This is a genomic window from Streptomyces sp. AMJ-169, assembly GCF_055597585.1.
Window position 1 is genome coordinate 441,283 of the sequence record NZ_JBVLTJ010000006.1, and the last position, 23,523, is coordinate 464,805.

The 23,523-nt window shown below is 71.3% G+C and carries 19 protein-coding genes; 16 read left to right on the plus strand and 3 right to left on the minus strand.

Annotated elements, in window-relative coordinates; all coding sequences use genetic code 11:
• The first annotated feature begins 32 nt into the window (after positions 1 to 32).
• The 5 genes from sucB to ACYUD3_RS18055 all read left to right on the plus strand — a co-directional run bounded on the left by sucB (position 33) and on the right by ACYUD3_RS18055 (position 7,370).
• Positions 33 to 1,832, plus strand: coding sequence for a 2-oxoglutarate dehydrogenase, E2 component, dihydrolipoamide succinyltransferase (gene sucB / locus ACYUD3_RS18035; RefSeq protein ID WP_470970765.1), 1,800 nt, complete (start codon positions 33 to 35; stop codon positions 1,830 to 1,832).
• Between the two features lie 188 nt (positions 1,833 to 2,020).
• Positions 2,021 to 2,644 (plus strand): GntR family transcriptional regulator, encoded by a 624-nt coding sequence (locus tag ACYUD3_RS18040; protein ID WP_470970768.1) that lies wholly within the window; start codon positions 2,021 to 2,023, stop codon positions 2,642 to 2,644.
• 277 nt (positions 2,645 to 2,921) lie between these two features.
• Positions 2,922 to 5,624 (plus strand): pyruvate dehydrogenase (acetyl-transferring), homodimeric type, encoded by a 2,703-nt coding sequence (gene aceE / locus ACYUD3_RS18045; RefSeq protein ID WP_470970770.1) that lies wholly within the window; start codon positions 2,922 to 2,924, stop codon positions 5,622 to 5,624.
• Between the two features lie 186 nt (positions 5,625 to 5,810).
• Positions 5,811 to 6,779, plus strand: coding sequence for a helix-turn-helix transcriptional regulator (locus ACYUD3_RS18050; RefSeq protein ID WP_470970772.1), 969 nt, complete (start codon positions 5,811 to 5,813; stop codon positions 6,777 to 6,779).
• 72 nt (positions 6,780 to 6,851) lie between these two features.
• On the plus strand, positions 6,852 to 7,370 hold the full coding sequence (locus ACYUD3_RS18055; RefSeq protein ID WP_470970984.1) for a DUF4240 domain-containing protein: 519 nt from the start codon (positions 6,852 to 6,854) through the stop codon (positions 7,368 to 7,370).
• Positions 7,371 to 7,382: 12 nt separating this feature from the next.
• Here ACYUD3_RS18055 and ACYUD3_RS18060 read toward each other — a convergent pair whose 3' ends face one another.
• Positions 7,383 to 7,628, minus strand: coding sequence for a hypothetical protein (locus ACYUD3_RS18060; protein ID WP_470970775.1), 246 nt, complete (start codon positions 7,626 to 7,628; stop codon positions 7,383 to 7,385).
• 256 nt (positions 7,629 to 7,884) lie between these two features.
• Between ACYUD3_RS18060 and ACYUD3_RS18065 the strand changes: the two genes are divergently transcribed.
• The 3 genes from ACYUD3_RS18065 (at position 7,885) to ACYUD3_RS18075 (ending at position 11,806) form a co-directional block, all read left to right on the plus strand.
• The gene (locus ACYUD3_RS18065; protein ID WP_470970777.1) at positions 7,885 to 9,069 is read left to right on the plus strand and encodes a MarP family serine protease; all 1,185 of its coding nucleotides are present in this window, start codon (positions 7,885 to 7,887) and stop codon (positions 9,067 to 9,069) included.
• 161 nt (positions 9,070 to 9,230) lie between these two features.
• Positions 9,231 to 10,124: a TIGR01777 family oxidoreductase gene (locus ACYUD3_RS18070; RefSeq protein WP_470970779.1), complete on the plus strand. Its 894-nt coding sequence runs from the start codon at positions 9,231 to 9,233 to the stop codon at positions 10,122 to 10,124.
• Between the two features lie 191 nt (positions 10,125 to 10,315).
• On the plus strand, positions 10,316 to 11,806 hold the full coding sequence (locus ACYUD3_RS18075; protein ID WP_470970782.1) for an NAD(P)/FAD-dependent oxidoreductase: 1,491 nt from the start codon (positions 10,316 to 10,318) through the stop codon (positions 11,804 to 11,806).
• 82 nt (positions 11,807 to 11,888) lie between these two features.
• On the opposite strand, the gene ACYUD3_RS18080 is transcribed toward ACYUD3_RS18075, so the two are convergent.
• Positions 11,889 to 13,325, minus strand: coding sequence for a regulator (locus tag ACYUD3_RS18080; RefSeq protein WP_470970784.1), 1,437 nt, complete (start codon positions 13,323 to 13,325; stop codon positions 11,889 to 11,891).
• Positions 13,326 to 13,570: 245 nt separating this feature from the next.
• Here ACYUD3_RS18080 and lipB point away from each other — a divergent pair, with 245 nt between their 5' ends.
• From lipB to ACYUD3_RS18100, 4 genes are all read left to right on the plus strand, one after another.
• Positions 13,571 to 14,356, plus strand: a complete 786-nt coding sequence (gene lipB, locus ACYUD3_RS18085) for a lipoyl(octanoyl) transferase LipB (protein ID WP_470970786.1) — start codon at positions 13,571 to 13,573, stop codon at positions 14,354 to 14,356.
• Between the two features lie 129 nt (positions 14,357 to 14,485).
• The gene (gene lipA / locus ACYUD3_RS18090) at positions 14,486 to 15,451 is read left to right on the plus strand and encodes a lipoyl synthase (RefSeq protein WP_470970789.1); all 966 of its coding nucleotides are present in this window, start codon (positions 14,486 to 14,488) and stop codon (positions 15,449 to 15,451) included.
• 239 nt (positions 15,452 to 15,690) lie between these two features.
• On the plus strand, positions 15,691 to 15,891 hold the full coding sequence (locus ACYUD3_RS18095) for an SCO2195 family GlnR-regulated protein (protein WP_470970791.1): 201 nt from the start codon (positions 15,691 to 15,693) through the stop codon (positions 15,889 to 15,891).
• Positions 15,892 to 15,982: 91 nt separating this feature from the next.
• Complete coding sequence (locus tag ACYUD3_RS18100) at positions 15,983 to 16,687, plus strand: DUF4191 domain-containing protein (protein ID WP_470970793.1); 705 nt, start codon at positions 15,983 to 15,985, stop codon at positions 16,685 to 16,687.
• Positions 16,688 to 16,748: 61 nt separating this feature from the next.
• Here the strand turns inward: ACYUD3_RS18100 and ACYUD3_RS18105 are convergent, their stop codons facing one another.
• Complete coding sequence (locus ACYUD3_RS18105; RefSeq protein ID WP_470970795.1) at positions 16,749 to 17,216, minus strand: RDD family protein; 468 nt, start codon at positions 17,214 to 17,216, stop codon at positions 16,749 to 16,751.
• Positions 17,217 to 17,440: 224 nt separating this feature from the next.
• Between ACYUD3_RS18105 and glnA the strand changes: the two genes are divergently transcribed.
• The 4 genes from glnA to htpX all read left to right on the plus strand — a co-directional run bounded on the left by glnA (position 17,441) and on the right by htpX (position 23,444).
• Positions 17,441 to 18,850: a type I glutamate--ammonia ligase gene (gene glnA, locus ACYUD3_RS18110; RefSeq protein WP_470970798.1), complete on the plus strand. Its 1,410-nt coding sequence runs from the start codon at positions 17,441 to 17,443 to the stop codon at positions 18,848 to 18,850.
• Positions 18,851 to 18,917: 67 nt separating this feature from the next.
• On the plus strand, positions 18,918 to 19,190 hold the full coding sequence (locus ACYUD3_RS18115) for an SCO2583/SCO2584 N-terminal domain-containing protein (protein WP_470970800.1): 273 nt from the start codon (positions 18,918 to 18,920) through the stop codon (positions 19,188 to 19,190).
• Between the two features lie 363 nt (positions 19,191 to 19,553).
• Positions 19,554 to 22,379 carry a S53 family peptidase gene (locus ACYUD3_RS18120; protein ID WP_470970802.1) on the plus strand — a complete coding sequence of 942 codons (2,826 nt, stop codon included), beginning with the start codon at positions 19,554 to 19,556 and terminating at the stop codon, positions 22,377 to 22,379.
• Positions 22,380 to 22,520: 141 nt separating this feature from the next.
• Positions 22,521 to 23,444 (plus strand): zinc metalloprotease HtpX, encoded by a 924-nt coding sequence (gene htpX, locus ACYUD3_RS18125; RefSeq protein ID WP_470970805.1) that lies wholly within the window; start codon positions 22,521 to 22,523, stop codon positions 23,442 to 23,444.
• Positions 23,445 to 23,523 lie beyond the last annotated feature (79 nt).

Genomic DNA, 23,523 nt, shown 5'->3' on the forward strand with positions numbered 1-23,523 from the left:
CTTTCCGCAACTCGTAAGGAGCAACCGAAACCATGGCGGTTTCCGTAACCCTTCCGGCGCTCGGTGAGAGCGTCACCGAGGGCACCGTCACCCGCTGGCTGAAGGCCGAGGGTGAGCGCGTCGAGGCCGACGAGCCCCTGCTCGAGGTGTCGACCGACAAGGTCGACACCGAGATCCCCTCGCCGGTCTCCGGCGTGCTGTCCTCCATCAAGGTCGCCGAGGACGAGACCGTAGAGGTCGGTTCCGAGCTGGCGATCATCGACGACGGGACGGGTGCGCCGGTGGCCGCCCCGGCCCCGGCGGCTGCCGCTGTCGAGACCCCGGCCCCGGCGCCTGTCGCCGCCGCCCCGGCCGCCCCGGCGCCGGTGGCCGCCGCGCCCGCCGCTGCCGCCCCCGCCGCCTCCGGCACGGACGTCGTGCTGCCCGCGCTCGGTGAGTCCGTCACCGAGGGCACCGTGACCCGCTGGCTGAAGTCGGTCGGCGAAGAGGTCGCCGAGGACGAGCCGCTGCTCGAGGTCTCCACCGACAAGGTCGACACCGAGATCCCCTCGCCGGTCGCCGGTGTGCTGCTGGAGATCCTGGTCGCCGAGGACGAGTCGGCGGAGGTCGGCGCACGCCTGGCCGTCGTCGGCGCGCCCGGCGCGGCTCCGGCGGCCGCGCCCGCCGCCGCCGCTCCGGCCCCGGTGGCCGCGGCTCCCGTGGCTCCGGCCGCGCCCGCCGCCCCGGCTCCCGCGCCTGTCGCCCCAGCCGCTCCGGCTCCGGCCGCCGCCGCGCCCGCCGCCCCAGTCGCCCCGGCTGCTCCGGCCCCCGCGCCGGTGGCCGCCGCCCCGGTCGCCGCGCCCGCCCCCGTCGCCGCCGCTCCGGCCGCCGCGCCGGTCGCGACCGCCGGTGACGACGGTGCGTACGTCACTCCGCTGGTCCGCAAGCTCGCCGCCGAGAGCGGTGTCGACCTCGGGGACGTCAAGGGCACCGGCGTCGGTGGCCGGATCCGCAAGCAGGACGTCGTGGCCGCCGCCGAGGCCGCCAAGGTGGCCGCCGCTCCGGCGCCCGCCGCCGCTGCCCCGGTCGCCGCCGCCGCGAAGAAGACGGCTCCGGTCCTCGAGGCGTCCCCGCTGCGCGGGCAGACCGTCAAGATGCCGCGCATCCGCAAGGTCATCGGCGACAACATGGTCAAGGCGCTGCACGAGCAGGCGCAGCTGTCCTCGGTCGTCGAGGTCGACATCACCAAGCTGATGAAGCTGCGCGCGCAGGCCAAGGACTCCTTCGCCGCGCGTGAGGGCGTCAAGCTCTCCCCGATGCCGTTCTTCGTGAAGGCCGCGGCCCAGGCGCTCAAGGCCCACCCGGTCATCAACGCGAAGATCAACGAGGCCGAGGGCACGATCACCTACTTCGACTCCGAGAACATCGGGATCGCGGTGGACGCCGAGAAGGGCCTGATGACCCCGGTCATCAAGGGCGCCGGCGGGCTCAACATCGCCGGTATCGCCAAGGCCACGGCCGACCTGGCCGGCAAGGTCCGCGCCAACAAGATCACGCCCGACGAGCTGTCCGGCGCGACCTTCACCATCTCCAACACCGGTTCGCGCGGTGCCCTGTTCGACACGATCATCGTGCCGCCGGGCCAGGTCGCGATCCTCGGCATCGGCGCCACGGTCAAGCGCCCCGCCGTCCTGGAGACGGAGGAGGGCACGGTCATCGCGGTCCGCGACATGACCTACCTGACCCTGTCCTACGACCACCGCCTGGTGGACGGCGCCGACGCGGCCCGCTACCTGACGGCCGTGAAGGCGATCCTGGAGGCGGGCGAGTTCGAGGTCGAGCTGGGGCTCTGATCCTCGGCGGTCCGCTGAGAGTTCTGCTGACGAGGATGCCCTCGCCCGGAGTTTCCGGGTGGGGGCATCCTCTTTTGCGCAACAGCGTGTAAGTCTCGTCTCACCTGCGTAAAAGCACCCCCATGCATCCCGTCCCGCCCGGCCCCCGGCCTTATGGTCTAAACGTCGAACGCCCTAAGGAGCCCGCCATGACCGCGCCCGTCGTCCACTCGCTGCGCGAGCAGATCCGCGAGCACATCGTGGAGGGCATCGTCAGCGGACGCTGGAAGCCGGGCGAGCGCATCGTGGAGCGCAGGATCGCGACGGAGCTGGAGGTCAGCCAGACCCCGGTCAGAGAGGCCCTGCGCGAGCTGGAGTCGCTGCGCCTGATCGAGTCCGCCCCCAACAAGGGCGTACGCGTACGCAATCTGACGGCGGCCGACCTGGAGGAGAGCTACCCGGTCAGGGCCGGCCTGGAGGCGATCGCCGCCGAGCTGGCCGCGCAGCGCCTCGCGGAGGACTGCTCGGCGCTGGAACCGCACGTCGCCGCGCTGTACGAGGCGGACCGCCGCTCCGACGGCACCGGCCAGGTCCGGCACACCGTCGGCTTCCACCGCGAGCTGGTCAGGGCGGCCGGCAACTCGGTGCTCCTGCACACCTGGGAAGGGCTCGGCATCGAGGTGTTCACGGCCCTGTCCATCCGCTGGCTCGGCACCGTCCAGCAGTCGTACGCGGAGGAGCACGAGGAGCTGGTCGCGGCGTTCAAGCGGCGGGACCCGAGGATCGCGGACCTGGTGAAGGCACACGTGCTGGGCTGCGCGCCGCGCCCCTGAAGCTGTCCCCGTCGGTCCGCTCACCTGCACCGCCCCTCGCCCACCTGCGAAAACTCCCGAAATGAGCGGCACCCGGTGCCTGTCCGAAAGGCACCCCGTGCCTACTTTCTCGGGTTCGAGAAGTTTTGCCCTTCAACCCTTTGATCGATCATCGATCAGCGCGTTAGAGTCGCCGACGGACCTCTACCGAGGGCCCCGCCCTGTCCTGCCAAAGACCTAGGGCAACCCCGAACCCTTACCCGTGAGGGAACCCCCTTCGACTGAGGAAGGCGGCGACATGACCGACCCCAACGCCAGCCAGGCGAGCGCGCTCGACCAGCTCCCGGACCGCGACCCGGAGGAGACCGCCGAATGGCAGGCCTCACTGGACGCGGTCGCCAAGGCGGCCGGACCGCACCGCGCCGCGTATCTGATGCGGCGCACGCTGGAGCGGGCCGAGGCCGGCGGTGTCGCACTGCCCAAGCTTCTGGAGACCGACTACCTCAACACCATCCCGACGGCCGCCGAACCGGCCGTCCCGGGTGACGAGGCGATGGAGCAGCGGATCACCGCGTGGAACCGGTGGAACGCCGCCGCCATGGTGACCCGGGGCGCGAAACACGGCGTCGGCGGCCACATCGCGACGTTCGCGTCGGCGGCCTGGCTGTACGAGACCGGCTTCAACCACTTCTTCAAGGGCAAGGAAGCCGACGGTTCCGGCGACCAGCTCTACATCCAGGGCCACGCCTCCCCCGGCATCTACGCCCGCGCCTTCCTGGACGGCCGCCTCACCGAGGCGCACCTGGACAACTTCCGCCAGGAGGCGGGCGGCGGCGGCCTCCCGTCGTACCCGCACCCCCGGCGGCTGCCCTGGCTGTGGGAGTTCCCGACGGTGAGCATGGGCCTCGGCCCGCTCTCGGCGATCTACCAGGCCCGCTTCAACCGCTACCTCACCGCGCGCGGCATCAAGGACGTCTCGCCGTCGCACGTGTGGGCGTTCCTCGGCGACGGCGAGATGGACGAGCCGGAGTCGACGGCGGCGCTCGCGCTGGCCTCGCGCGAGGGTCTGGACAACCTGACCTTCGTCATCAACTGCAACCTCCAGCGCCTCGACGGTCCGGTCCGCGCGAACTTCAAGATCGTGCAGGAGCTGGAGGCGCAGTTCCGCGGCGCCGGCTGGAACGTCGTCAAGACGCTGTGGGGCTCGGCGTGGGACGAACTGTTCGCGCTCGACACGACCGGCGCGCTCGTGCGGCGGCTGCGTGAGGTGCCCGACGCGCAGGTGCAGACGTACCAGACGCGGGACGCGGCCTACATCCGCGCGGACTTCTTCGGCAAGGACCCGGCGCTCGCCGAGATGGCGAAGCTGCTCAGCGACGACAAGATCCTCGAGGTCTTCCACTTCTCGCGCGGCGGTCACGAGGCGCGCAAGGTGTACGCGGCGTACAAGGCGGCCCTGGAGTTCAAGGGCGCGCCGACCGTGATCCTCGCGCAGACCGTCAAGGGGCACACCCTGGGCTCGGGCTTCGCGTCGAAGAACGCCAACCACCAGATGAAGAAGCTCACGGTGGACGAGTTCAAGACGATGCGCGACCTGCTCGAACTCCCCATCTCCGACGCGCAGTTCGTGGACGGCGTGGTCCCCTACGGCCACCCCGGCGCCGACTCCCCGGAGGTCCGTTACCTCCAGGAGCGCCGCGCGGCCCTCGGCGGCCCGGCCCCGGCCCGTCGTACGCACGCGATCGCCCCGCTGCCGACGCCGTCGGAGAAGGCGTTCGCGTCGTTCGACAAGGGGTCCGGGACGCAGAGTGTCGCGACGACCATGGCGTTCGTGCGGCTCGTCAAGGACCTGGTCCGTGACAAGGAGACGGGCAAGCGCTGGGTGCCGATCGTGCCCGACGAGGCGCGGACCTTCGGTATGGAGTCGCTGTTCCCGTCGCTCGGGATCTACTCCCCCAAGGGGCAGACGTACGAGCCGGTCGACCGCGACCAGCTGATGTACTACAAGGAGGCGAAGAACGGGCAGATCCTCAACGAGGGGATCACCGAGGCCGGTTCGATGGCCGACTTCATCGCCGCGTCGACCGCGTACGCGACGCACGGCGAGGCCATGATCCCGTTCTACATCTTCTACTCGATGTTCGGCTGGCAGCGCACGGCCGACCAGATGTGGCAGCTCGGCGACCAGCTCGGCCGCGGCTTCCTCGTCGGCGCGACGGCCGGCCGTACGACCCTGACGGGCGAGGGCCTCCAGCACGCCGACGGCCACTCCCCGGTGATCGCCGCGACGAACCCGGCGGCGCTGTCCTACGACCCCGCGTTCGCCTACGAGATCGCGACGATCGTCAAGGACGGCCTGCGCCGCATGTACGGCGAGGCGGCGCCCGGCGAGGACGCGAACGTCTTCTACTACCTGACGGTCTACAACGAGCCGATGCCGCAGCCCGCCAAGCCGGCCGGCCTCGGCATCGACGAGGGCATCGTCAAGGGCCTGTACCGCTTCAACACGGCCGAGTCCGCGGGCCTCTCCCCCGCCGCGAACGCCCCCCGCATCCAGCTGCTCGCCTCCGGTACGGCGATCCACTGGGCGCTGGAGGCGCAGAGGACGCTGGCCGAGGAGTGGGGGGTGGCCGCCGACGTGTGGTCCGCGACCTCCTGGACGGAGCTGCGGCGTGACGCGCTGGAGGCCGACGCGGCACTGCTGCGCGGCGAGGAGCGCGTCCCGTACGTGCGCCAGGCGCTTCAGGGCGCCGAGGGTCCGGTGCTCGCGGTGTCGGACTACATGCGCCAGGTTCCCGACCAGATCGCGCAGTGGGTGGAGCAGGACTACAGCTCGCTCGGCGCCGACGGCTTCGGTCTGTCGGACACCCGGGAGGCGGCGCGCCGGCACTTCGGCGTGGACGCCCAGTCCATCGTGGTCGCCGCGCTCGCCCAGCTCGTCCGGCGCGGCGAGGCGAAGGCGACGTCGGTGAAGGAAGCCCGGGAGCGCTACGGGCTGTAGCCGCCGCTGAGGTTCGCTGAAGGGGTACGGCCGACTCGGTCGTACCCCTTCGGGGTTTGCTGCCATCTCCGCCCCTTCCTGTCGTCTGCTTGCCCTTCCATCGCATCGAGCGGGCCGATCGGTTCACGGTCCGGGCGGGTTTCTCCGTGCCCGGCCGTTGTCAGTGGCGGCGGGCAGCATGGGGGTATGCGTGCTGCTCGGCTGATCAAGATGGTGTTGCTGTTGCAGGGGCGGGGCTCGATGACCGCCGCTGAGCTGGCCCGGGAGCTGGAGGTGTCGGAGCGGACCGTGACGCGGGACGCGCAGGCGCTGTCGGAGGCGGGGGTGCCGGTGTATGCGGACCGGGGGCGGGCCGGGGGGTACCGGCTGGTCGGGGGGTACCGGACGCGGCTGACGGGGCTCGCGCGGGACGAGGTCGAGGCGCTGTTCCTCAGCGGGGTGCCCGGCGCGCTGCGGGACATGGGGCTTGAGGACGCCGCTTCGGCGGCCCGGCTGAAGGTGTCGGCCGCGCTGCTGCCGTCGCTGCGGGACGCGCCGTTCGGCGCCGCCCAGCGGTTCCACCTCGACGCGCCCAACTGGTTCACCCGGCCTTCCGTGCCCGACACGCTGGCGGCGGTCGCGGAGGCCGTGTGGGACGACCGGCGGATCCGGGGGCGGTATCTCGGGCGGGGCGGGGAGGTCGAGCGGGAGCTGGAGCCGTACGGGCTCGTCCTCAAGGCGGGGGTCTGGTACGTGTGCGCGCGGGCCGGCGGGGACTTCCGGGTCTACCGGGTCGAGCGGTTCGTGTCGGTCGTCGCCGGGGAGGAGCGGTTCGACCGGGACGGCGGGTTCGACCTCGCCGCGTTCTGGGCCGAGCGGGCGGAGGAGTTCGCGCGGGACATGCTGCGCGCGGAGGTCGTCGTACGGCTGTCGCCGGACGGGGTGCGGGGGCTGCCGTACGCGGTGGGGGCGGTGGCCGCGCGGGAGGCGCTGGGCGGGGGGCCTGAGGCGGACGGGGCGGGGTGGGTGACGGTGACGTTGGGGGTGGAGTCGGAGGAGGTGGCCTATGGGCAGCTCGCGGCGCTGGGGCCGGAGGCGGAGGTGGTCGCGCCCCGGGCGTTGCGGGAGCGGTTCGCGCGGGACGCGGCGCGGCTCGTGGCGCTGTACGGCTCCTGAGTCACCGCGCGCGCATAACGATCTGTACCTCCGCGTGCGCGGGGTGCCGTGAGGGCCGATGCTGAGGGGGTGATGGACGAGACGGAGTTCTGGGAGCTGGTGGACGGCGCTCGGGAGGCTGCCGAGGGTGATCCCGAGGAGCAGGCCGATGTGCTGGTGACGCGGTTGCTGGGGCTCGACCCGGAGGCGGTGCTGGACTTCGCCCGTCACTTCGAGGCGCGCTACAACCGGGCGTATCTGTGGGATCTGTGGGGCGCCGCGAGCGTGCTGCTGGACGGCGCGAGCGACGACGCCTTCGACTACTTCCGGTGCTGGCTGATCGGGCAGGGCCGGGAGGTCTTCGAGGCCGCGGTGCACGAGCCGGACGCGCTGGCCGAGCTGCTGGGCGACTTCGACGAGGAGATCGACGGCGACGGCGAGGAGCTGGGGTACGCGGCCGACGAGGCGTACGAGCAGCTGACGGGGGTCGTCGCCCCGGACCTCGGGATCCCGCCGGCGCCCGCGGAGCCGCTGGGGACGCCGGTCGACTTCGAGGACGAGTCGGCGCTCGCGGAGCGGTTCCCGCGGCTGTGGGAGCGGTTCAGGGGGTAGGCGGCCGGCCGGTCAGGCTGCCGCGGTCTTGCGCCGCCCGCCGGTGTCCGCCGGGAGGTACGCCTGGGGCTGCTCGGTCTTGTACACGGCGTGGTGCAGCGGGGCCCGGTTGGCCTGTTCCAGTGCGGACGCGGTGGTGGCGGCCGGGCCGAGGACGACGGCGGCGACCGCGCAGAGGACGGTCCAGGGGTTGCGCGCGGCCTTCGCCCATCCGGTGGCCCGCTGCGAAGTGGCCTGCTGTGTACGGCTGTTGTTCATGGTCCCCGCCCTCCTGTGGCTGCTGACGACCATGAATCTAGGGGCCGCTCATGGGAGAACTCTGAATGCTCCCTGAGGCGTTCCTGTGAACGTGCGCCCCACCCGAAGACGGGTGGGATATGCCGTGTGCCACTCGTTGGAACCATCGCCCCGTTCCGGGCGTTTTCCGAGGTGACGAGGTGACGCCTTCCGGGGCGTCGCTGATCAAAGGGACCGTCCCCCACGTATGGAAGGGTTCCAGAGAAAGGCGGCTGGCGTGGACCTGCTCGACATCCTGCTGGTGCTGGTCGTGCTGGCGTACGCCGGCTCGGGGTACCGGCGCGGCCTGGTGGCCGGCTGCGTCTCGCTGGCCGGTTTCGTGGGCGGCGCGGTGATCGGCGTATGGCTGCTGCCCTGGGTGATGAAGCTGGTCACGCCGGGTACGACGGCGGCGACGGTGACCGCGGTGTTCACGGTGCTGGTGCCGGCGGTGCTGGCGCACGGCCTCGCGGGCCGCCTCGCGCTGCGGCTGCGCCGCGAGCTGGACCGGGGTCCGCTGCGGGTGCTGGACGGGATAGGCGGCGCCGCGGCGAACGCGGTGGCGGTGCTGATCGTGGCGTGGGTCGCCGCGAGTGTGCTGGGCGCGTCCTCGTCGTCGCTGGTGACGTCGGCGATCCGGGACTCCAAGGTGCTGGGTACGGTCCAGGACGCCATGCCGGCCACCACTCCGGCGTGGTTCTCGAACGCGACGTCGGCGCTGACCCAGGCGGGCTTCCCCCAGGTCTTCAACCCGTTCGAGAACGAGTCGACGGCCGAGGTCGCCAAGCCGTCCGGCGACAGCGTGACGGCGAGCGCGACGAACGCGGCCAAGCTGAGCACCGTCAAGATCGAGGGCGCGTCCGGGACGCAGGGCCGCGAGGGCAGCGGTTTCGTGTTCGCCCGGGAGCGGGTCATGACCAACGCCCATGTGGTGGCCGGCATCGACCGTCCGACCGTACGCATCGGCGGGGTGGGCCGTTCGTACGAGGCCCGGGTGGTGCTCTTCGATCCCAACAAGGACGTCGCCGTGCTGTATGTGCGCGGGCTGCGGGCGCCGGTCCTGGAGTTCGACGGGAGCGCCGCGCGCGGGAACGAGGCGGTGGTCGCCGGTTATCCGCAGGACGGTGACCTCAACCTCCAGGCGGCGACGGTCGCGAGCAAGGTGAACGCGACCGGCCGGAACATCTACAACGACGCGACGGTGACCCGGGAGATCTACTCGATCCGCTCGACCGTGCGCCCCGGCAACTCGGGCGGCCCCCTGCTGACGACCGACGGGCAGGTCTTCGGGGTGGTCTTCGCGCGGTCGACGTCCGACGACGAGACGGGGTACGTGCTGACGGCGGCGGAGGTGGCGGGGGACGCCGAGCGGGGGGCGACGGCTACGCGGGCGGTGGACACGGGGGAGTTGATCAGCGGCTGAGGGCGGGACGCTCGCGCGAGAAGCAGGCGCCCTCAGCAACTTCGGGCGCTCGCGCGAGAGACCGGCGCCCGCGGCAGCTTCGCCCCGCCAGCAGCACCCCCTGGCAGCCACGCTTGAATATTCAAACGCCCCCTTTACCCCCTCCCGTGCAGGATGAGCGCATGCGACGAATCGCGGTGGCCGGCGCTTCCGGTCTGATCGGCAGTGCGTTGGTCCGGGCTCTTGAGGCCGACGGGGACGAGGTGGTGCGGCTGGTGCGGCGGGCGCCGGGCGGGCCCGGTGAGGTGCGGTGGGACCCCGAGGCGGGGCGGGTCGACGCGGCGGGCCTCGCCGGGGTGGACGCCGTCGTCAATCTGGCCGGGGCCGGGGTGGGCGACCGGCGGTGGACGGAGGGCTACAAGAAGACGATCCGGGACGGCCGGGTCAACGGGACGCGGGCGCTCGCGGAGGCGGCGGCCGGGCTCGCCGCTCCCCCGCGCGTGTTCGTCAACGGCAGCGCGATCGGCATCTACGGCGAGACCGGGACCCGTGCCGTCGACGAGTCGGCGCCCGCCGCCTCCGGGTTCCTTCCCGAGCTGTGCGTCGACTGGGAGGGGGCCGCGGCTCCCGCGCGGGACGCCGGCATCCGGACCGTATTCGTGCGCACCGGGCTGGTCGTGGCGCGCGGCGGCGGGGCCTGGGGGAAGCTGTTCCCGCTGTTCAAGGCGGGGCTCGGGGGGCGGATGGGGAACGGCGGGCAGTACTGGTCGTACATCGCGCTGCACGACGAGGTCGCGGCGATCCGGCATCTCCTCGACCGGGAGGACCTGTCGGGCGCGTTCAACCTGACCGCGCCGGAGCCGCTGACGAACGGGGAGATCACGGACGCGATGGCGCGGGTGCTGCACCGGCCGAAGCTGTTCGCCGTGCCGGCGCCGGTGCTGAAGGCGGTCCTCGGGGAGATGGCCGGGGATGTGCTGGGGAGCGCGCGGGTGGTGCCGGGGCGGCTGCTGGAGTCGGGGTTCCGGTTCACGTTCCCGGGGATCGAGGAGGCGGTCCGGGCGGCGCTGAAGTAGAAGCACGGCGCCGGGAGCCGCCTCGGGTCGCACGGCTGGGGACCGTATGCGACCGTTGTGCGCCCGTGCTCTGTTCATGCGCGACTGTTACTGATCGGTTTCGGCTCTACCCTCGACCGGAACTCGGGTATCCCGACGGCGAGTCGAGGGCAGCACGCCCTCACCGGCCGCGTAACCGCGAGGAGGGGCACGTGCGTGAGCCCGCGAACAGGTCAGACGTCATCGTGGTGGGAGCCGGGGTCTCCGGGCTGTCCGCCGCGCTCCGGCTGGTCCGCGCAGGATTGACGGTGACGGTGCTGGAGTCCGCGCCCTGGGTCGGGGGGCGGATGTCGACGGAGAAGGTCGACGGCTTCCGGCTCGACCGGATCGGACAGCTGCTGTCCACGGCCTACCCCGAACTGGCGCTCGCCCCGGGGCTGCGGTCCCTGGTGCTGCGGCCGTTCACACCCGGGGTGCTGCTGCACAGCGAGGGCCGCAGGCAGCGCGCGGGCGCACCGGCGAGCGCCGGGGGCGCAGGGGGCGCGCGGGGCGCGTTCCACGCGGTACGAGCGCTGGCGGGAGCGCCGCTGGGCCGGGCGAGCGGGAGGCCGTCAAGTGGGCTGACGGACAAGGGAGTTGAGCAGGTGGGCGCCTCCGCCGGCACCCCGGACGCCCGGAGCCTCGTATCCAACCGCGCCCGCCCCGGTACCCCGGACACCCGGAGCCTCGTACCGAACCGCGCCCGCCCCGGTACCCCCTTCATCTCCGCGCTCGACCAGGCCCGGCTGCGGGGTGCGCTCGCTCGGGTCGCCGGGGTGCCGGTCGAGCGGCTGCTCGCGCGGCCCGAGGCGGCTGCCAGGGAGGCGCTGTACGCGCGGGGGCTGCCCGCGCGGACCGTGGACGGGTTCCTGCGGCCCCTGCTCTCCGCGCTGCTCTGCGACCCCGAGCTGAGCACGTCCAGCCGGTGCGCCGACCTCGCGCTGCGGGCGTTCGCCGGGGGGCGGCTGTGTGTGCCCGAGGGGGGCGCCGACGCGCTGCCCGAGCTGCTCGCGGGGCTGCTGCCGGAGGGGAGTGTGCGGACGGGGGTGCGGGTGACGTCGGTGTCGACGACGTCCGCCGTGACCGCCGAGCACGGCGTCTTCCGGTGCCGCGCGATCCTGCTGGCCACGGACGCCCGTACGGCCGCCGAGCTGCTGCCGGGGTTACGGGTGCCGGACTTCCACCCCGTGACGGTCGTCCACCACACCACCGACGAGCCGCCGGAGACGGGCGCGGCGCTGCTGCTGGACTCCGACCGGGGCGGTCCGGTGTCGCACACGGCGGTGATCAGCGAGGTCGACCCGACGCGGGCGCCGGCCGGGCGGGCGCTGATCTCGTCGACGGTCCTGGGGGCTCCCCCGCAGGACGTGGACAGGGCGGTACGGGCGCACTTGGCCCGCCTGTACGGCATACCGACCCACCGCTGGGAGACTTTGACGGTCCATCACACGAAAGAGGCGGTCCCCGCGATGCGCCCGCCGCACGATCTGCGCCGCCCGGTCCGGCTGCTGGCGGGCCTGTACCTCTGCGGCGACCACCGCGACACCAGCACGGTCCAGGGCGCCCTGCACTCCGCCCACCGCGCGGCGGCGGCCCTCCTGTCGGACCTGACCGCCGGAACGGCCCTGGCGGACCCGCCAGCGACGGTGTCCGAGGCGGCGTGAGGTCAGACACGGTGTGAGGCGAGCGGTCCCGAGGGGCGCGCCACCCCCCGGGACCGCAGCCCCGCCCCTTATAGGCCCGCCCTCACCCCAGCGCCGCCACCTTCTCCCGGTAGGTCCGCACCGCCGAGGCGTCCTTGTACGGCTCCAGCCGCCGCTCGAAGTCCCGGACGTACTCGACGGCCCGCGCGGAGCGCATCTCGGAGGCCTGGGTGGCCGCCTCGGCCGCGTGGCGGCAGGCCTGGTCCAGTTCGCCCAGGGAGAGGCGGGCGGTGGCCAGGACGACCCGGCAGAACAGGCGGCTCCTGGCGTATGTGCTGGGGCGCAGGTGCAGGGAGCGTTCGGCGTGCTGGGCGGCGGCCCGGAACTGGTGCAGGTCGCGGTGGCAGTGGGCGAACTCGTCGGCCAGCTGGGCCTCGTCGAAGAAGCGGGCCCAGTACGGGGCCTCCTCCGCGCCCGTGTGCTTCGACGCCTCCAGCGCCCGCTCCGCGCGGACCAGGGACGTCGTACAGGCCCGCACCTCGCCCAGCACCCCGTGCCCGCGCGCCTCCACGGCGTGCAGGAGGGCCTGGACCGTGGGGGCGGCGTTGGTGCCGACGCCCTGCTGGGCGACTCGCGCCAGCTGGACCGCCTCGCGGCCGTGGCCGAGGTAGACGGCCTGGCGGCTCATCGTGACCAGCACGTACGAGCCGTAGGCCCGGTCACCGGCGGCCTGCGCGAGCCGCAGGGCCTGGACGAAGTACCGCTGGGCGAGGCCGTGCGCGCCGATGTCGTACGACGTCCAGCCGGCGAGGCGGGTGAGGTCGGCGGCGGCGGCGAAGAGGCGGCGGCCGGTCTGTTCGCCGTAGATCCCCCTCAGCATGGGCTCGCACTCGTGCTCCAGGTAGCGGACGAGGGCCTGGCGGGCGTGGCCGCCGCCGTAGCGGTTGTCCAGCGCCCGGAAGAGTTCGCCCACCGACCTCAGGGCGGAGATGTCCCCGCCGGTGACCTTCACCCCGCGCTCCCCCTGCACGCGCTGGCGGGGTACGAGGGGGCGGCCCTGCGCGGGGAGGCGGGGGTTGGGCTCGGTACGGGCGACCTTCTCGTCAGGCCGTCCGATCAGCCAGTCGCGGCTCGGTACGACGAGGCCCGCCGGGGTGAACGCGATCTTGCGGAGCTCGGCGTGGCTGCCGGAGTCCTTGCGCCACAGGCCGCTGACGATGTCGACGGCCTCCTCGGGGGTGCCGGCGAACTCCAGGCCCGCGTAGACCGGGGCGCAGGCGTCCAGGCCCAGGTCCTGGGCGGTGAGCCGGCGGCCGAGGCGGCGGGTGAAGACCTCGGCGATCAGCGCCGGTGTCGTGCCCCTGGGCTGCTGGCCGCGCAGCCAGCGGGTGACGGACGTCTTGTCGTATCTGAGGTCCAGGCCGTGTTCGAGCCCGAGCTGATCCACCCGGCGGGCCAGTCCCGCGTTGGAGAACCCCGCTTCTGCGATGAGCGCGGCGAGCTGGCGGTTGGGAGTGCGCTGCGCGGGTCGTTCCGTCATCTGCGGTGCGGTCTCCTGCCTTCCGGTACGTCTGACGTGCCCGGATGAAGTGCCCGGATTGCGTGTGAGCAGCCCAGTCGGCCTGTGGACGGCGCGAATGTAGCGGAGAGTGAACAACCAGTCGCACAATCCGGCTGCTATTCATCCGATCGTGTGAGGATCGCCTGCCGGACTGACGGGCCGCACACAGTCGTACAGTGGCGTGGAGGTGTTTCGTGCCTTACCACGTCGAGGAGGCGTTTTCCGTGAGTGAGCTGCGGTTCGTCCGCATGGGGACCGTCGAGTACCGGGCGGCCTGGGACGAGCAACGCCGTGTGCACGCGGCGCGGTTCGCCGACGAGGTGCCGGACACCGTGCTGCTCCTCGAGCATCCTCCGGTGTACACGGCCGGGCGGCGGACTTCGGACAGCGAGCGGCCGCTCGACGGGACGCCGGTCGTCGACGTCGACCGGGGCGGGAAGATCACTTGGCACGGTCCGGGCCAGATCGTCGGCTACCCGATCCTCAAACTGCCCCGGCCGGTCGACGTCGTCGCGCACGTGCGGCGGCTCGAGGAGGCGCTGATCCAGGTCTGCGCGGAGTTCGGGGTGGCCACCAGCCGGGTCGAGGGGCGCAGCGGGGTGTGGGTGCTCGGCGATCCCGTCGAGCGGCGGCCGGCGCCCGGGGGGCTCTCGCTGGACTTCGATCCCCGGCTCACCGACGAGGAGTTCGACCCCCGGCTCAACGGTCCCGAGTACGCGCCCTCCAACGCCGGGCAGCGGCGGGAGGACCGGAAGATCTCGGCGATCGGGATCCGGGTGGCGAAGGGGGTCACGATGCATGGGTTCGCGTTCAACGTGAACCCCGACAACAAGTGGTACGACCGGATCATCCCGTGCGGGATCCGGGATGCCGGGGTGACGTCGCTGGCGGACGAACTGGGGCGGGATGTCTCCGTCGACGAGGTGCTGCCTGTTGTCGAGCGGTATCTGGCGGATGTGCTGGGGAGTGCCGAGCCGAAGCCGCGGGAGATCGAGAAGGCGTCGGCCTAGACAGGGCGCTCTCCTCATATAAGCGGGGGAATGCACCTCGCTCCTGCGGGGTTGGGCTCAGCGCGGAGCTGAATTAGCACGGGCGTACCCTGGTGTACGCCGAAGAATCGAAGCTACAGGGAGCCGGTCGTGTCCGCAGTCGCACCCGACGGACGCAAGATGCTGCGCCTGGAGGTCCGTAACAGCCAGACCCCCATCGAGCGCAAGCCCGAGTGGATCAAGACCCGGGCGAAAATGGGTCCCGAGTACACGAAGATGCAGAACCTCGTGAAGGGCGAGGGCCTGCACACGGTGTGCCAGGAGGCCGGCTGCCCCAACATCTACGAGTGCTGGGAGGACCGCGAGGCGACCTTCCTCATCGGCGGCGACCAGTGCACGCGGCGCTGCGACTTCTGCCAGATCGACACGGGCAAGCCCGAGGCCCTGGACCGCGACGAACCGCGCCGGGTCGGCGAGTCGGTCGTCACGATGGACCTGAACTACGCCACCATCACCGGCGTCGCCCGCGACGACCTGGAGGACGGCGGGGCCTGGCTGTACGCCGAGACCGTCCGGCAGATCCACGAGCAGACGGCGGCCCGCGCGGACGGCCGGACGAAGGTGGAGCTGCTGGCGCCGGACTTCAACGCCGTGCCGGAGCTGCTGCGGGAGGTCTTCGAGTCGCGGCCCGAGGTGTTCGCGCACAACGTCGAGACCGTGCCGCGCATCTTCAAGCGGATCCGGCCGGGCTTCCGGTACGAGCGTTCGCTGGACGTCATCACGCAGGCGCGGGACTTCGGGCTCGTCACCAAGTCCAACCTGATCCTCGGCATGGGCGAGACCCGCGAGGAGGTCAGCGAGGCGCTGAAGCAGCTGCACGACGCCGGGTGCGAGCTGATCACGATCACGCAGTACCTGCGGCCGTCCGTGCGCCACCACCCCGTCGAGCGGTGGGTCAAGCCGCACGAGTTCGTGGAGCTGAAGGAGGAGGCCGACCAGATCGGGTTCTCCGGGGTCATGTCGGGTCCGCTGGTCAGGTCGTCGTACCGAGCGGGCCGGCTGTACCAGATGGCCATTGAGAAGCGTGGTTCCTTCATCGCGGCGCAAGCCGTCTGATCCGGCCTGTGTGAATTCCCGCACAAGAGGCTACCGGTCAGTAATGGCCGATACGGCGCGGCCCTGATCGTCTCCGCAGGTGGCGGGGCGTCTCGGGGCCGCGCCGAAAGTTTTCAAGGGCGCACCCAGGTTTCATTGGTGTTTGACCGGTCGGTCACGCCCTGGTAACACCAATCAGTGACTCTGTTATCACGTCACGTAGGCCCATACCCAAAGCCGCTCCTGAGGGGGGACCTTCCATGCAGGCCGCGCCCGTACGCGCCACCGCCATCCCGACCTTCACCGACGCTCTGCGCGCCGTCGAGTCGCTGCTGCTGAGCAGTGGCCAGCGCACCGCCCGCCGTAACGCCTGGACCTCCGTCCTGGAGGACCGCCGCCGTGCGAAGGACCGGGTCGAGGCGCAGCGCGTGCTCGAAGCGGTCAGCTCCGACCGGTTCTGAGGCTCCCGCCCAAAGCCCGCAGCACCCTCGCCGTCTTGGCTGCCGCCCTCCCGGGGAGAGGGCGCTCCAGGGGGCACGTAGACTTCCTGCCATGGCGAGGAAGGACAACGCGGCGGACGCCGCGAACCCCGGGCGACTGAAGCAGATCGCCCTGACGTACAAGATGACCCGCAAGGCCGACAAGAAGATCGGTCTTGTACTCGCGGCTGTCGGCATCATCACCTTCGGTGTCTTTCTCGCGATCGGTTTCCTGATCGGCCATCCGGTCTACCTCGGCATCCTGGGCTTCCTGCTCGCCTTCCTCGCGTCGGCGATCGTGTTCGGGCGCCGGGCGGAGCGGGCCGCCTTCGGGCAGATGGAGGGGCAGCCGGGCGCTGCCGCCGCCGTTCTGGACAACATCGGGCGGGGCTGGACGACCACTCCGGCCGTGGCGATGAACCGCAGCCAGGACGTCGTGCACCGCGCGGTCGGGAAGGCCGGGATCGTACTGATCGCGGAGGGCAATCCGAACCGGGTGAAGACGCTGCTGGCGGCCGAGAAGAAGAAGATGAACCGGATCGTCGCGGACGTGCCGGTGCACGACGTGATCGTCGGGGTCGGTGAGGGGCAGACCGAGCTGAAGAAGCTGCGGACGACGTTGCTGAAGTATCCGCGGGTGCTGACCGGTCCCCAGGTGACGACCACCAATGACCGGTTGCGGGCGATGGGGGACATCATGTCCAACATGCCGTTGCCCAAGGGTCCGATGCCGAAGGGGATGAAGCTGCCGAAGGGCGGTGGCCCCAAGGGGCGTTAGCAGGTGACGAGAAAGGGGGCGCCCGAGTTGCTCTGGGCGCCCCCTTCGTCGTATCCGGATCTCAGATCCGTACCTCTACCGTTCGCGCCAGTCTGTCGTGCAGGCCCCGGCCGTCCTTGTCCCACACCAGTGCCGGGATCGCCAGGCACAGCAGGGCCGTTCGCATCAGGGCCCGCAGTGGGTTCACCGTTCCTGTGTCCAGGTGGAGGACTCTGATGCCGAAGAGGCGTTTGCCGGGGGTGAAGCCGATGGTGGTGACCGTGAGGGCGCCCATCAGGAAGAAGACGCCCAGGGCCCAGTTGCTGGTGGACGGAGTGTAGCCGTCCGTGATGAGGCCGTATGCGATCAAGACGCTGAGGCCCCAGTCGACGGCGAGGGCGCCCAGGCGGCGGCCGGGGCGGGCCAGGGAGCCGGGGCCGGTCTCGGGGAGGCCGAGCTGTTCGCCGCGGTAGCCGAAGTCGGCGCCCGCCTCCTCCAGGGCCGCGCGGGGGCCGGAGAGCCACGATCCGAGTGCTTGCCTTTTGTCCACAAGTCCACGGTACTGGGCGCGCCGGGACGCAGGGACAGGAGGGGGCAGGTGGGCCGGGTCGTCGGGCCGCCCGGCACCGAATCCGGTTAACTTCGGTGAAACAAATGGGTCACGCCCGAGAAATCACCCATCCCTAGGGTCGGGACGAGCGTGTGCCACCGCACTGGCCGCACGAACGAACTACCACCCCGGTCCCCGAGCCGGCCGGGAGTAGGAGGAGCTGGATGTCCCAGAACGCCGACGACATCAAGAAGCTGATCACCGACGAGAAGGTCAAGTTCGTCGATGTCCGCTTCTGCGACCTGCCGGGCGTGATGCAGCACTTCACGGTGCCCGTCGACGCGTTCGACCCGGACGAGGAGCTGGCGTTCGACGGCTCGTCGATCCGCGGTTTCCAGGCCATCCACGAGTCGGACATGGCGCTGCGGGCCGACCTCAGCACCGCGAAGATCGATCCGTTCCGCCGTGACACCACGCTGAACATCAACTTCTTCATCCACGACCCGATCACGGGCGAGCAGTACTCCCGTGACCCGCGCAACGTGGCGAAGAAGGCGGAGGCGTACCTGGCGTCGACCGGGATCGCGGACACCGCGTACTTCGGTCCGGAGGCGGAGTTCTACGTCTTCGACAGCGTGCGGTTCGCCACGGGTCCGAACGAGAGCTTCTACCACATCGACTCCGAGGCGGGTGCCTGGAACACCGGCGCCGTCGAGAACAACCGTGGTTACAAGGTCCGTTACAAGGGCGGCTACTTCCCGGTGGCCCCGGTGGACCACTTCGCCGACCTGCGCGCGGAGATCTCCCTGGAGCTGGAGAAGTCCGGTCTCAAGGTCGAGCGCCAGCACCACGAGGTGGGTACGGCCGGCCAGGCGGAGATCAACTACAAGTTCAACACGCTGCTCGCCGCGGCCGACGACCTCCAGCTCTTCAAGTACATCGTGAAGAACGTGGCCTGGCGCAACAACAAGACCGCGACCTTCATGCCGAAGCCGATCTTCGGCGACAACGGCTCGGGCATGCACGTCCACCAGTCCCTGTGGACCAACGGCGACCCGCTGTTCTACGACGAGGCCGGTTACGCGGGCCTCTCCGACACCGCCCGCTACTACATCGGCGGCATCCTCAAGCACGCGCCGTCGCTGCTGGCGTTCACCAACCCGACGGTGAACTCCTACCACCGCCTGGTCCCGGGCTTCGAGGCGCCGATCAACCTGGTGTACTCGCAGCGCAACCGCTCGGCGGCGATGCGCATCCCGATCACGGGGTCCAACCCGAAGGCCAAGCGCGTGGAGTTCCGCGCGCCCGACTCCTCCGGCAACCCGTACCTCGCCTTCTCCGCCCTGCTGCTCGCGGGCCTCGACGGCATCAAGAACAAGATCGAGCCGGCCGAGCCGATCGACAAGGACCTCTACGAGCTGGCCCCCGAGGAGCACGCGGGCGTCGCCCAGGTCCCGACCTCCCTCAACGCGGTCCTCGACGCCCTCGAGTCCGACCACGAGTTCCTCCTCGCGGGCGGCGTCTTCACGCCCGACCTGATCGAGACGTGGATCGACCTCAAGCGCACGACGGAGATCGCCCCTCTCCAACTGCGGCCGCACCCGCACGAGTTCGAGCTGTACTTCGACGTGTGACCGAGCCCGCCTCACCGGCGCCCTCGCCCCGTTCCCCGGGGCGGGGGCGCCGTCGTATCTTGCCCCTATGGCTGAACAGAACGACGAGGAGCGGGAGTTCGATGTCCGGTGGGCCGATGCGGGGGTCAAGGAGCCTTCCGCTCGGGCTCGGATGCTGGCTGCGCGGTGGAAGGAGCGGCCGCCTGAGGCGGTGCCGTTCCGGGGGGAGAGCCGGGCGGGGTGGGGGCGGCGGGTGCGGGGGGCGTTCGCCGGGGTCTCCTGGGGTCCCGTGGTGGTGGTTTTCGGGGGAGTTGGGGTGTTGATCCTCTTGCTGGGGTACTTCGGGATCACGGTCCCGTAACCATCTGTTCCCTTACTTTTGTGAAGCGTTTTCACACCTGATAGAACTTGTGTTCTGGCTGTCGCCGATCTGTGTTGGTGTGGTGATGCTGCCGGGGGGAGCTCAACACAGGTTCGCGCTCGGGCTGTTCGCACGCCCGCAGGGCCTTTTCCGTCACGCCGTCTCTCTTCCCGTGCCGTCACCACCCTCCGTTCGAGGAGAGGGAGTTGCATGGGCCGAAGAGATACCCGTGGTCCGGTGTTCCGGTGGGGAGTCGCGGGGGTCGCCGCAGTGGCCGTCGCCGCTGGTGTGGCGCCTGTCGCGCATGCCGAGGGACCTGGACCGCAGCGGGTCGGGGGCGCGCCCAAGGTGCCGCAGGGCGCCGTGAAGACGGCTGACCCCGCAGGGGCGGAGGCCGTCGGTCTGAGTGTCGTGCTGGAGCCCCGGGACCCGGACGCGCTCAGCCGGTTCGTGGCCGAGGTGTCCGATCCCGCCTCGCCGAACTACAAGAAGTACCTGCGGACCGGCGAGTTCGCCGAGACCTTCGGGGCCGCGCCCGCCGCCGTCGAGCGGGTGCGCGCGGAGCTGGAGGAAAAGGGCCTCACCGTCGGGGAGTTGGCGGACGACGGGCTCACCCTGCCGGTCACCACCACCGTCGCCGGCGCCGGGAAGGCCTTCGCCACCGACTTCGCCGGGTACCGGCTGAAGGACGGCGAGGACGGGTTCGTCAACACCCGCGCGCCGCAGTTCAGCGGATCAACCGCCGGTGACGTCAAGGCCGTTGTCGGGCTGTCGACCCTCGGGTCCCGGCAGGCCAACAACACCGACGTGAAGCTGCGCAAGGCCGACACCGGCGGCGGGGCCCAGCAGTCGCGGCTGACGGGGACGACCCCGACGATGTGCGCGGGCATCCGCGACCTGTACGCGGACACCTCCGGCGGCTGGACGGCGGCGTACGACAAGACCGACTACTGGAGCGCCCGTTCGCTCGCCGCCGCCTACAACATGGCGGACCAGGCGAACGTCCAGAACGGCACCACGGTCGCGATCTACTCCCTGGAGAACTACGACCTCCGGGACATCAACAGCTACCAGGCCTGCCACGGCACGAAGGTCCCGGTCAGCTCGGTGCGCGTGAACGGCGGTCCCAGCGACCCCTCCGACATCGACACGGGCGTCGGCATGGAGACCGCGCTGGACGTCGAGACGGTGATCGGTCTCGCCCCGCAGTCGAAGGTCCTCGTCTACCAGGGCGAGAACACCTGGGACGACGGCGTCGCCGTCTACCGGAAGATCGTCAGCGAGAACCGCGCGAAGGTCGTCTCGGTCAGCTGGGGGCTGTGCGAGCTGAACACCCCGACCGATGTCATGAACGCCGAGAACCTGCTGTTCCAGCAGGCGGCGGCGCAGGGGCAGACGGTCGTCGTGGCGTCCGGCGACAGCGGCTCCACGGGCTGCTACTCCTCGTACGCGAACATGCCGAACGCCTCGACGCTGGCCACGGACTTCCCGTCCGCGTCGCCGTACGTCGTCGGTGTCGGCGGGACGACGATGCGGACGGCCGTCGGCAACCAGACCACGTGGGTCGGGTCCGGCGGCGGCGTCTCCTCGCGGTTCACGCTGCCCGCTGACGGCTACCAGAGCAGGACCTCCGCCGCCGGCTACACGTGCACGTCTCCCACCGGGCAGGCCTGCCGGCAGGTCCCGGACGTCTCCGGGCTCGCCGACCCGGCCACCGGCTACCCGGTCGCCTTCGGGCACGAGGGCAGCACCCAGTACTGGAACATCATCGGCGGCACCAGCGGCGCGGCCCCCGTCTGGGCGGCGCTGTTCGCGCAGGCCAACCAGGACCTGGCCTGCCAGGCCAACGGCCCCGTCGGGTACGCCAACCCGGCGCTGTACCAGCTGCCCACGGCCGCCTTCCGTGACGTCACCACCGGGCACAACAACCAGACGAACTCCGGCAATTACTCAGGCCTGTACAAGGCCGGCGCCGGTTACGACCTGGCGACCGGCCTCGGTACGCCGAACGGCAAGGAGATCGTCAAGGGCCTGTGCTCGGCCGTCCCCGCCACCCCGGCGTCGACGTTCACCGCGCTCACCCCGGCCCGCGTCCTGGACACCCGGTACGGCGTCGGCCGCGCCGGCACCACTCCGGTCGCCGCGAACGGCACCGTCAAGCTGAAGGTCACCGGCACCGCCGGGGTCCCGGCGAGCGGCGTGACCGCGGTCGTCGTCAACGTGACGGCCGTGAACCCGACCGCGACCGGGCACCTCATCGCGTACCCGAGCGGTACGACCCGGCCCGCGTCGTCGAACATGAACTGGCTGAAGGGCCAGATCGTGCCGAACCTGGTGACCGTTCCGGTCGGCAAGGACGGCTCGGTCGACCTGTTCAACGCGGGCAGCGGGACGACGCACTTCGTCGCGGACGTCTCCGGGTACTACGCGACGGACACCGGCGGCAGCACGTACCTGCCGAAGGGCCCGGCGCGCATCCTGGACACCCGTAACGCCATCGGCGTCGGCACCAAGACGGCCGTCGCGGGCAAGGGGACCGTCGCGCTGACGGTCGCGGGCAAGGGCGGGGTGCCGGCCGCCGGCGCGACCGCCGTCGTCCTGAACGTCACGGCCACCGCCGCCGCCTCGACCGGGCATCTGATCGCCTACCCGAGCGGCAGCGCCCGGCCGACCGCGTCGAACATCAACTGGCTGAAGGGCGAGACCCGGCCGAACATGGTCGTCCTGCCGATCGGCCCGGACGGGAAGGTCGACCTGTACAACGCGGGCACCGGCGGCGTGCACTTCGTCGCGGACGTCTTCGGGTACTACACGCAGGCGGCGGAGGGCTCGTCCTTCCACACGGCGGGTCCGAGCCGGCTGCTGGACACCCGGTACGCGCTCGGCACCGCCCGCAGCACGCCGGTGCCCGGCGGGGCGAACCTGGTGCTGAGCCTGGCCGACGGGCACACCCTGGCCAAGGCGAAGGCGGTCGTCCTGAACGTGACGGTCACCGCGCCGACGTCGAACGGCTTCCTGACCGTGTGGCCCGACGGCACGGCCCTGCCCAACGCGTCCAACCTGAACTGGACCAAGGGGCAGACCGTCGCCAACCTGGTGACCGTCCCGGTCGTCAACGGGAAGATCGATTTCCGGCCCAACGCGGGCAGCGTCCATGTGATCGCCGATCTCTTCGGCTACTACCTGTAGCGGCGCTCCCACCGGCCCGGTCCCCGCCTCGGGGGCCGGGCCTTTTTTTGCCTGGACCGGGGGCGTTCGGGCCCCGTTCATGGGGTGGTCACGAGGCACACTGGAGATCAGGGACGAGTGCTTGACTGCGGGGTGATGCAGATGCGCAGCCGTTTCCGGAGCGACCGGCAGCTGACCGTGCGGATGACGGTCACGATGTTTCTGCTGGGACTGCTCTATGTGGCGTTCGTCGCCGCTCTGATCGTCCTGCTGAAGTCCTGGATCCTGGTCGTGGTGGTCGCGGGCGGGATGCTCGCGGCCCAGTACTGGTTCTCCGACCGGATCGCGCTGTTCGCGATGCACGGGCGGGTCGTGGAGCGGGAGGAGTATCCCGAGCTGCACGCCGTGGTGGACCGGCTGTGCGCGCTCGCCGACATGCCCAAGCCCGTCGTCGCCGTGTCCGACATGGATATGCCGAACGCCTTCGCGACCGGGCGCAACCCCCAGAACGCGGTGGTGTGTGTGACCACCGGGCTGCTGCGCCGGCTGGAGCCGGCCGAGCTGGAGGGGGTGGTGGCGCACGAGCTGTCGCACGTCGCCCACAAGGACGTCGCCGTCATCACCATCGCCTCCTTCCTCGGCGTGATCGCCGGGCTGATCGTCCGCTTCGCCTTCTACTCCGAGCTGTTCGGCGGGCGGGGCCGCAAGGACCAGAACACCCTCGCCGTCTTCGCCGCCGTGATGGGCGTCTCGGCCGCCGTGTACGCGCTGAGCTTCCTGCTGATCCGGGCGCTGTCGCGGTACCGCGAGCTGGCCGCCGACCGGGCCGCCGCGCTGCTCACCGGGCGGCCCTCGGCGCTCGCGTCCGCGCTGACCAAGGTGGACGGCGACATCGCCCGTATCCCGTCGAAGGATCTGCGCACCGCGCAGGCGTTCAGCGCGTTCTACTTCACGCCGGCGCTGGGTGCGGAGCCGGGCATCGCCCGGTACTTCTCCACCCACCCGAGCCTGGAGCAGCGGCTGGAGCAGCTGGGGCGGATCTCGGCGGAGCTGGGGGAAGCGGCGCGGCCGGGGCGGGCCGGCTGAGCTGCGGCCTGCGGGGTATCGGCGGATTCTAGGTGTGCGCGGCCGGTTCGGGTGCCGGGCGAGTCGGGAGAGCGGGACG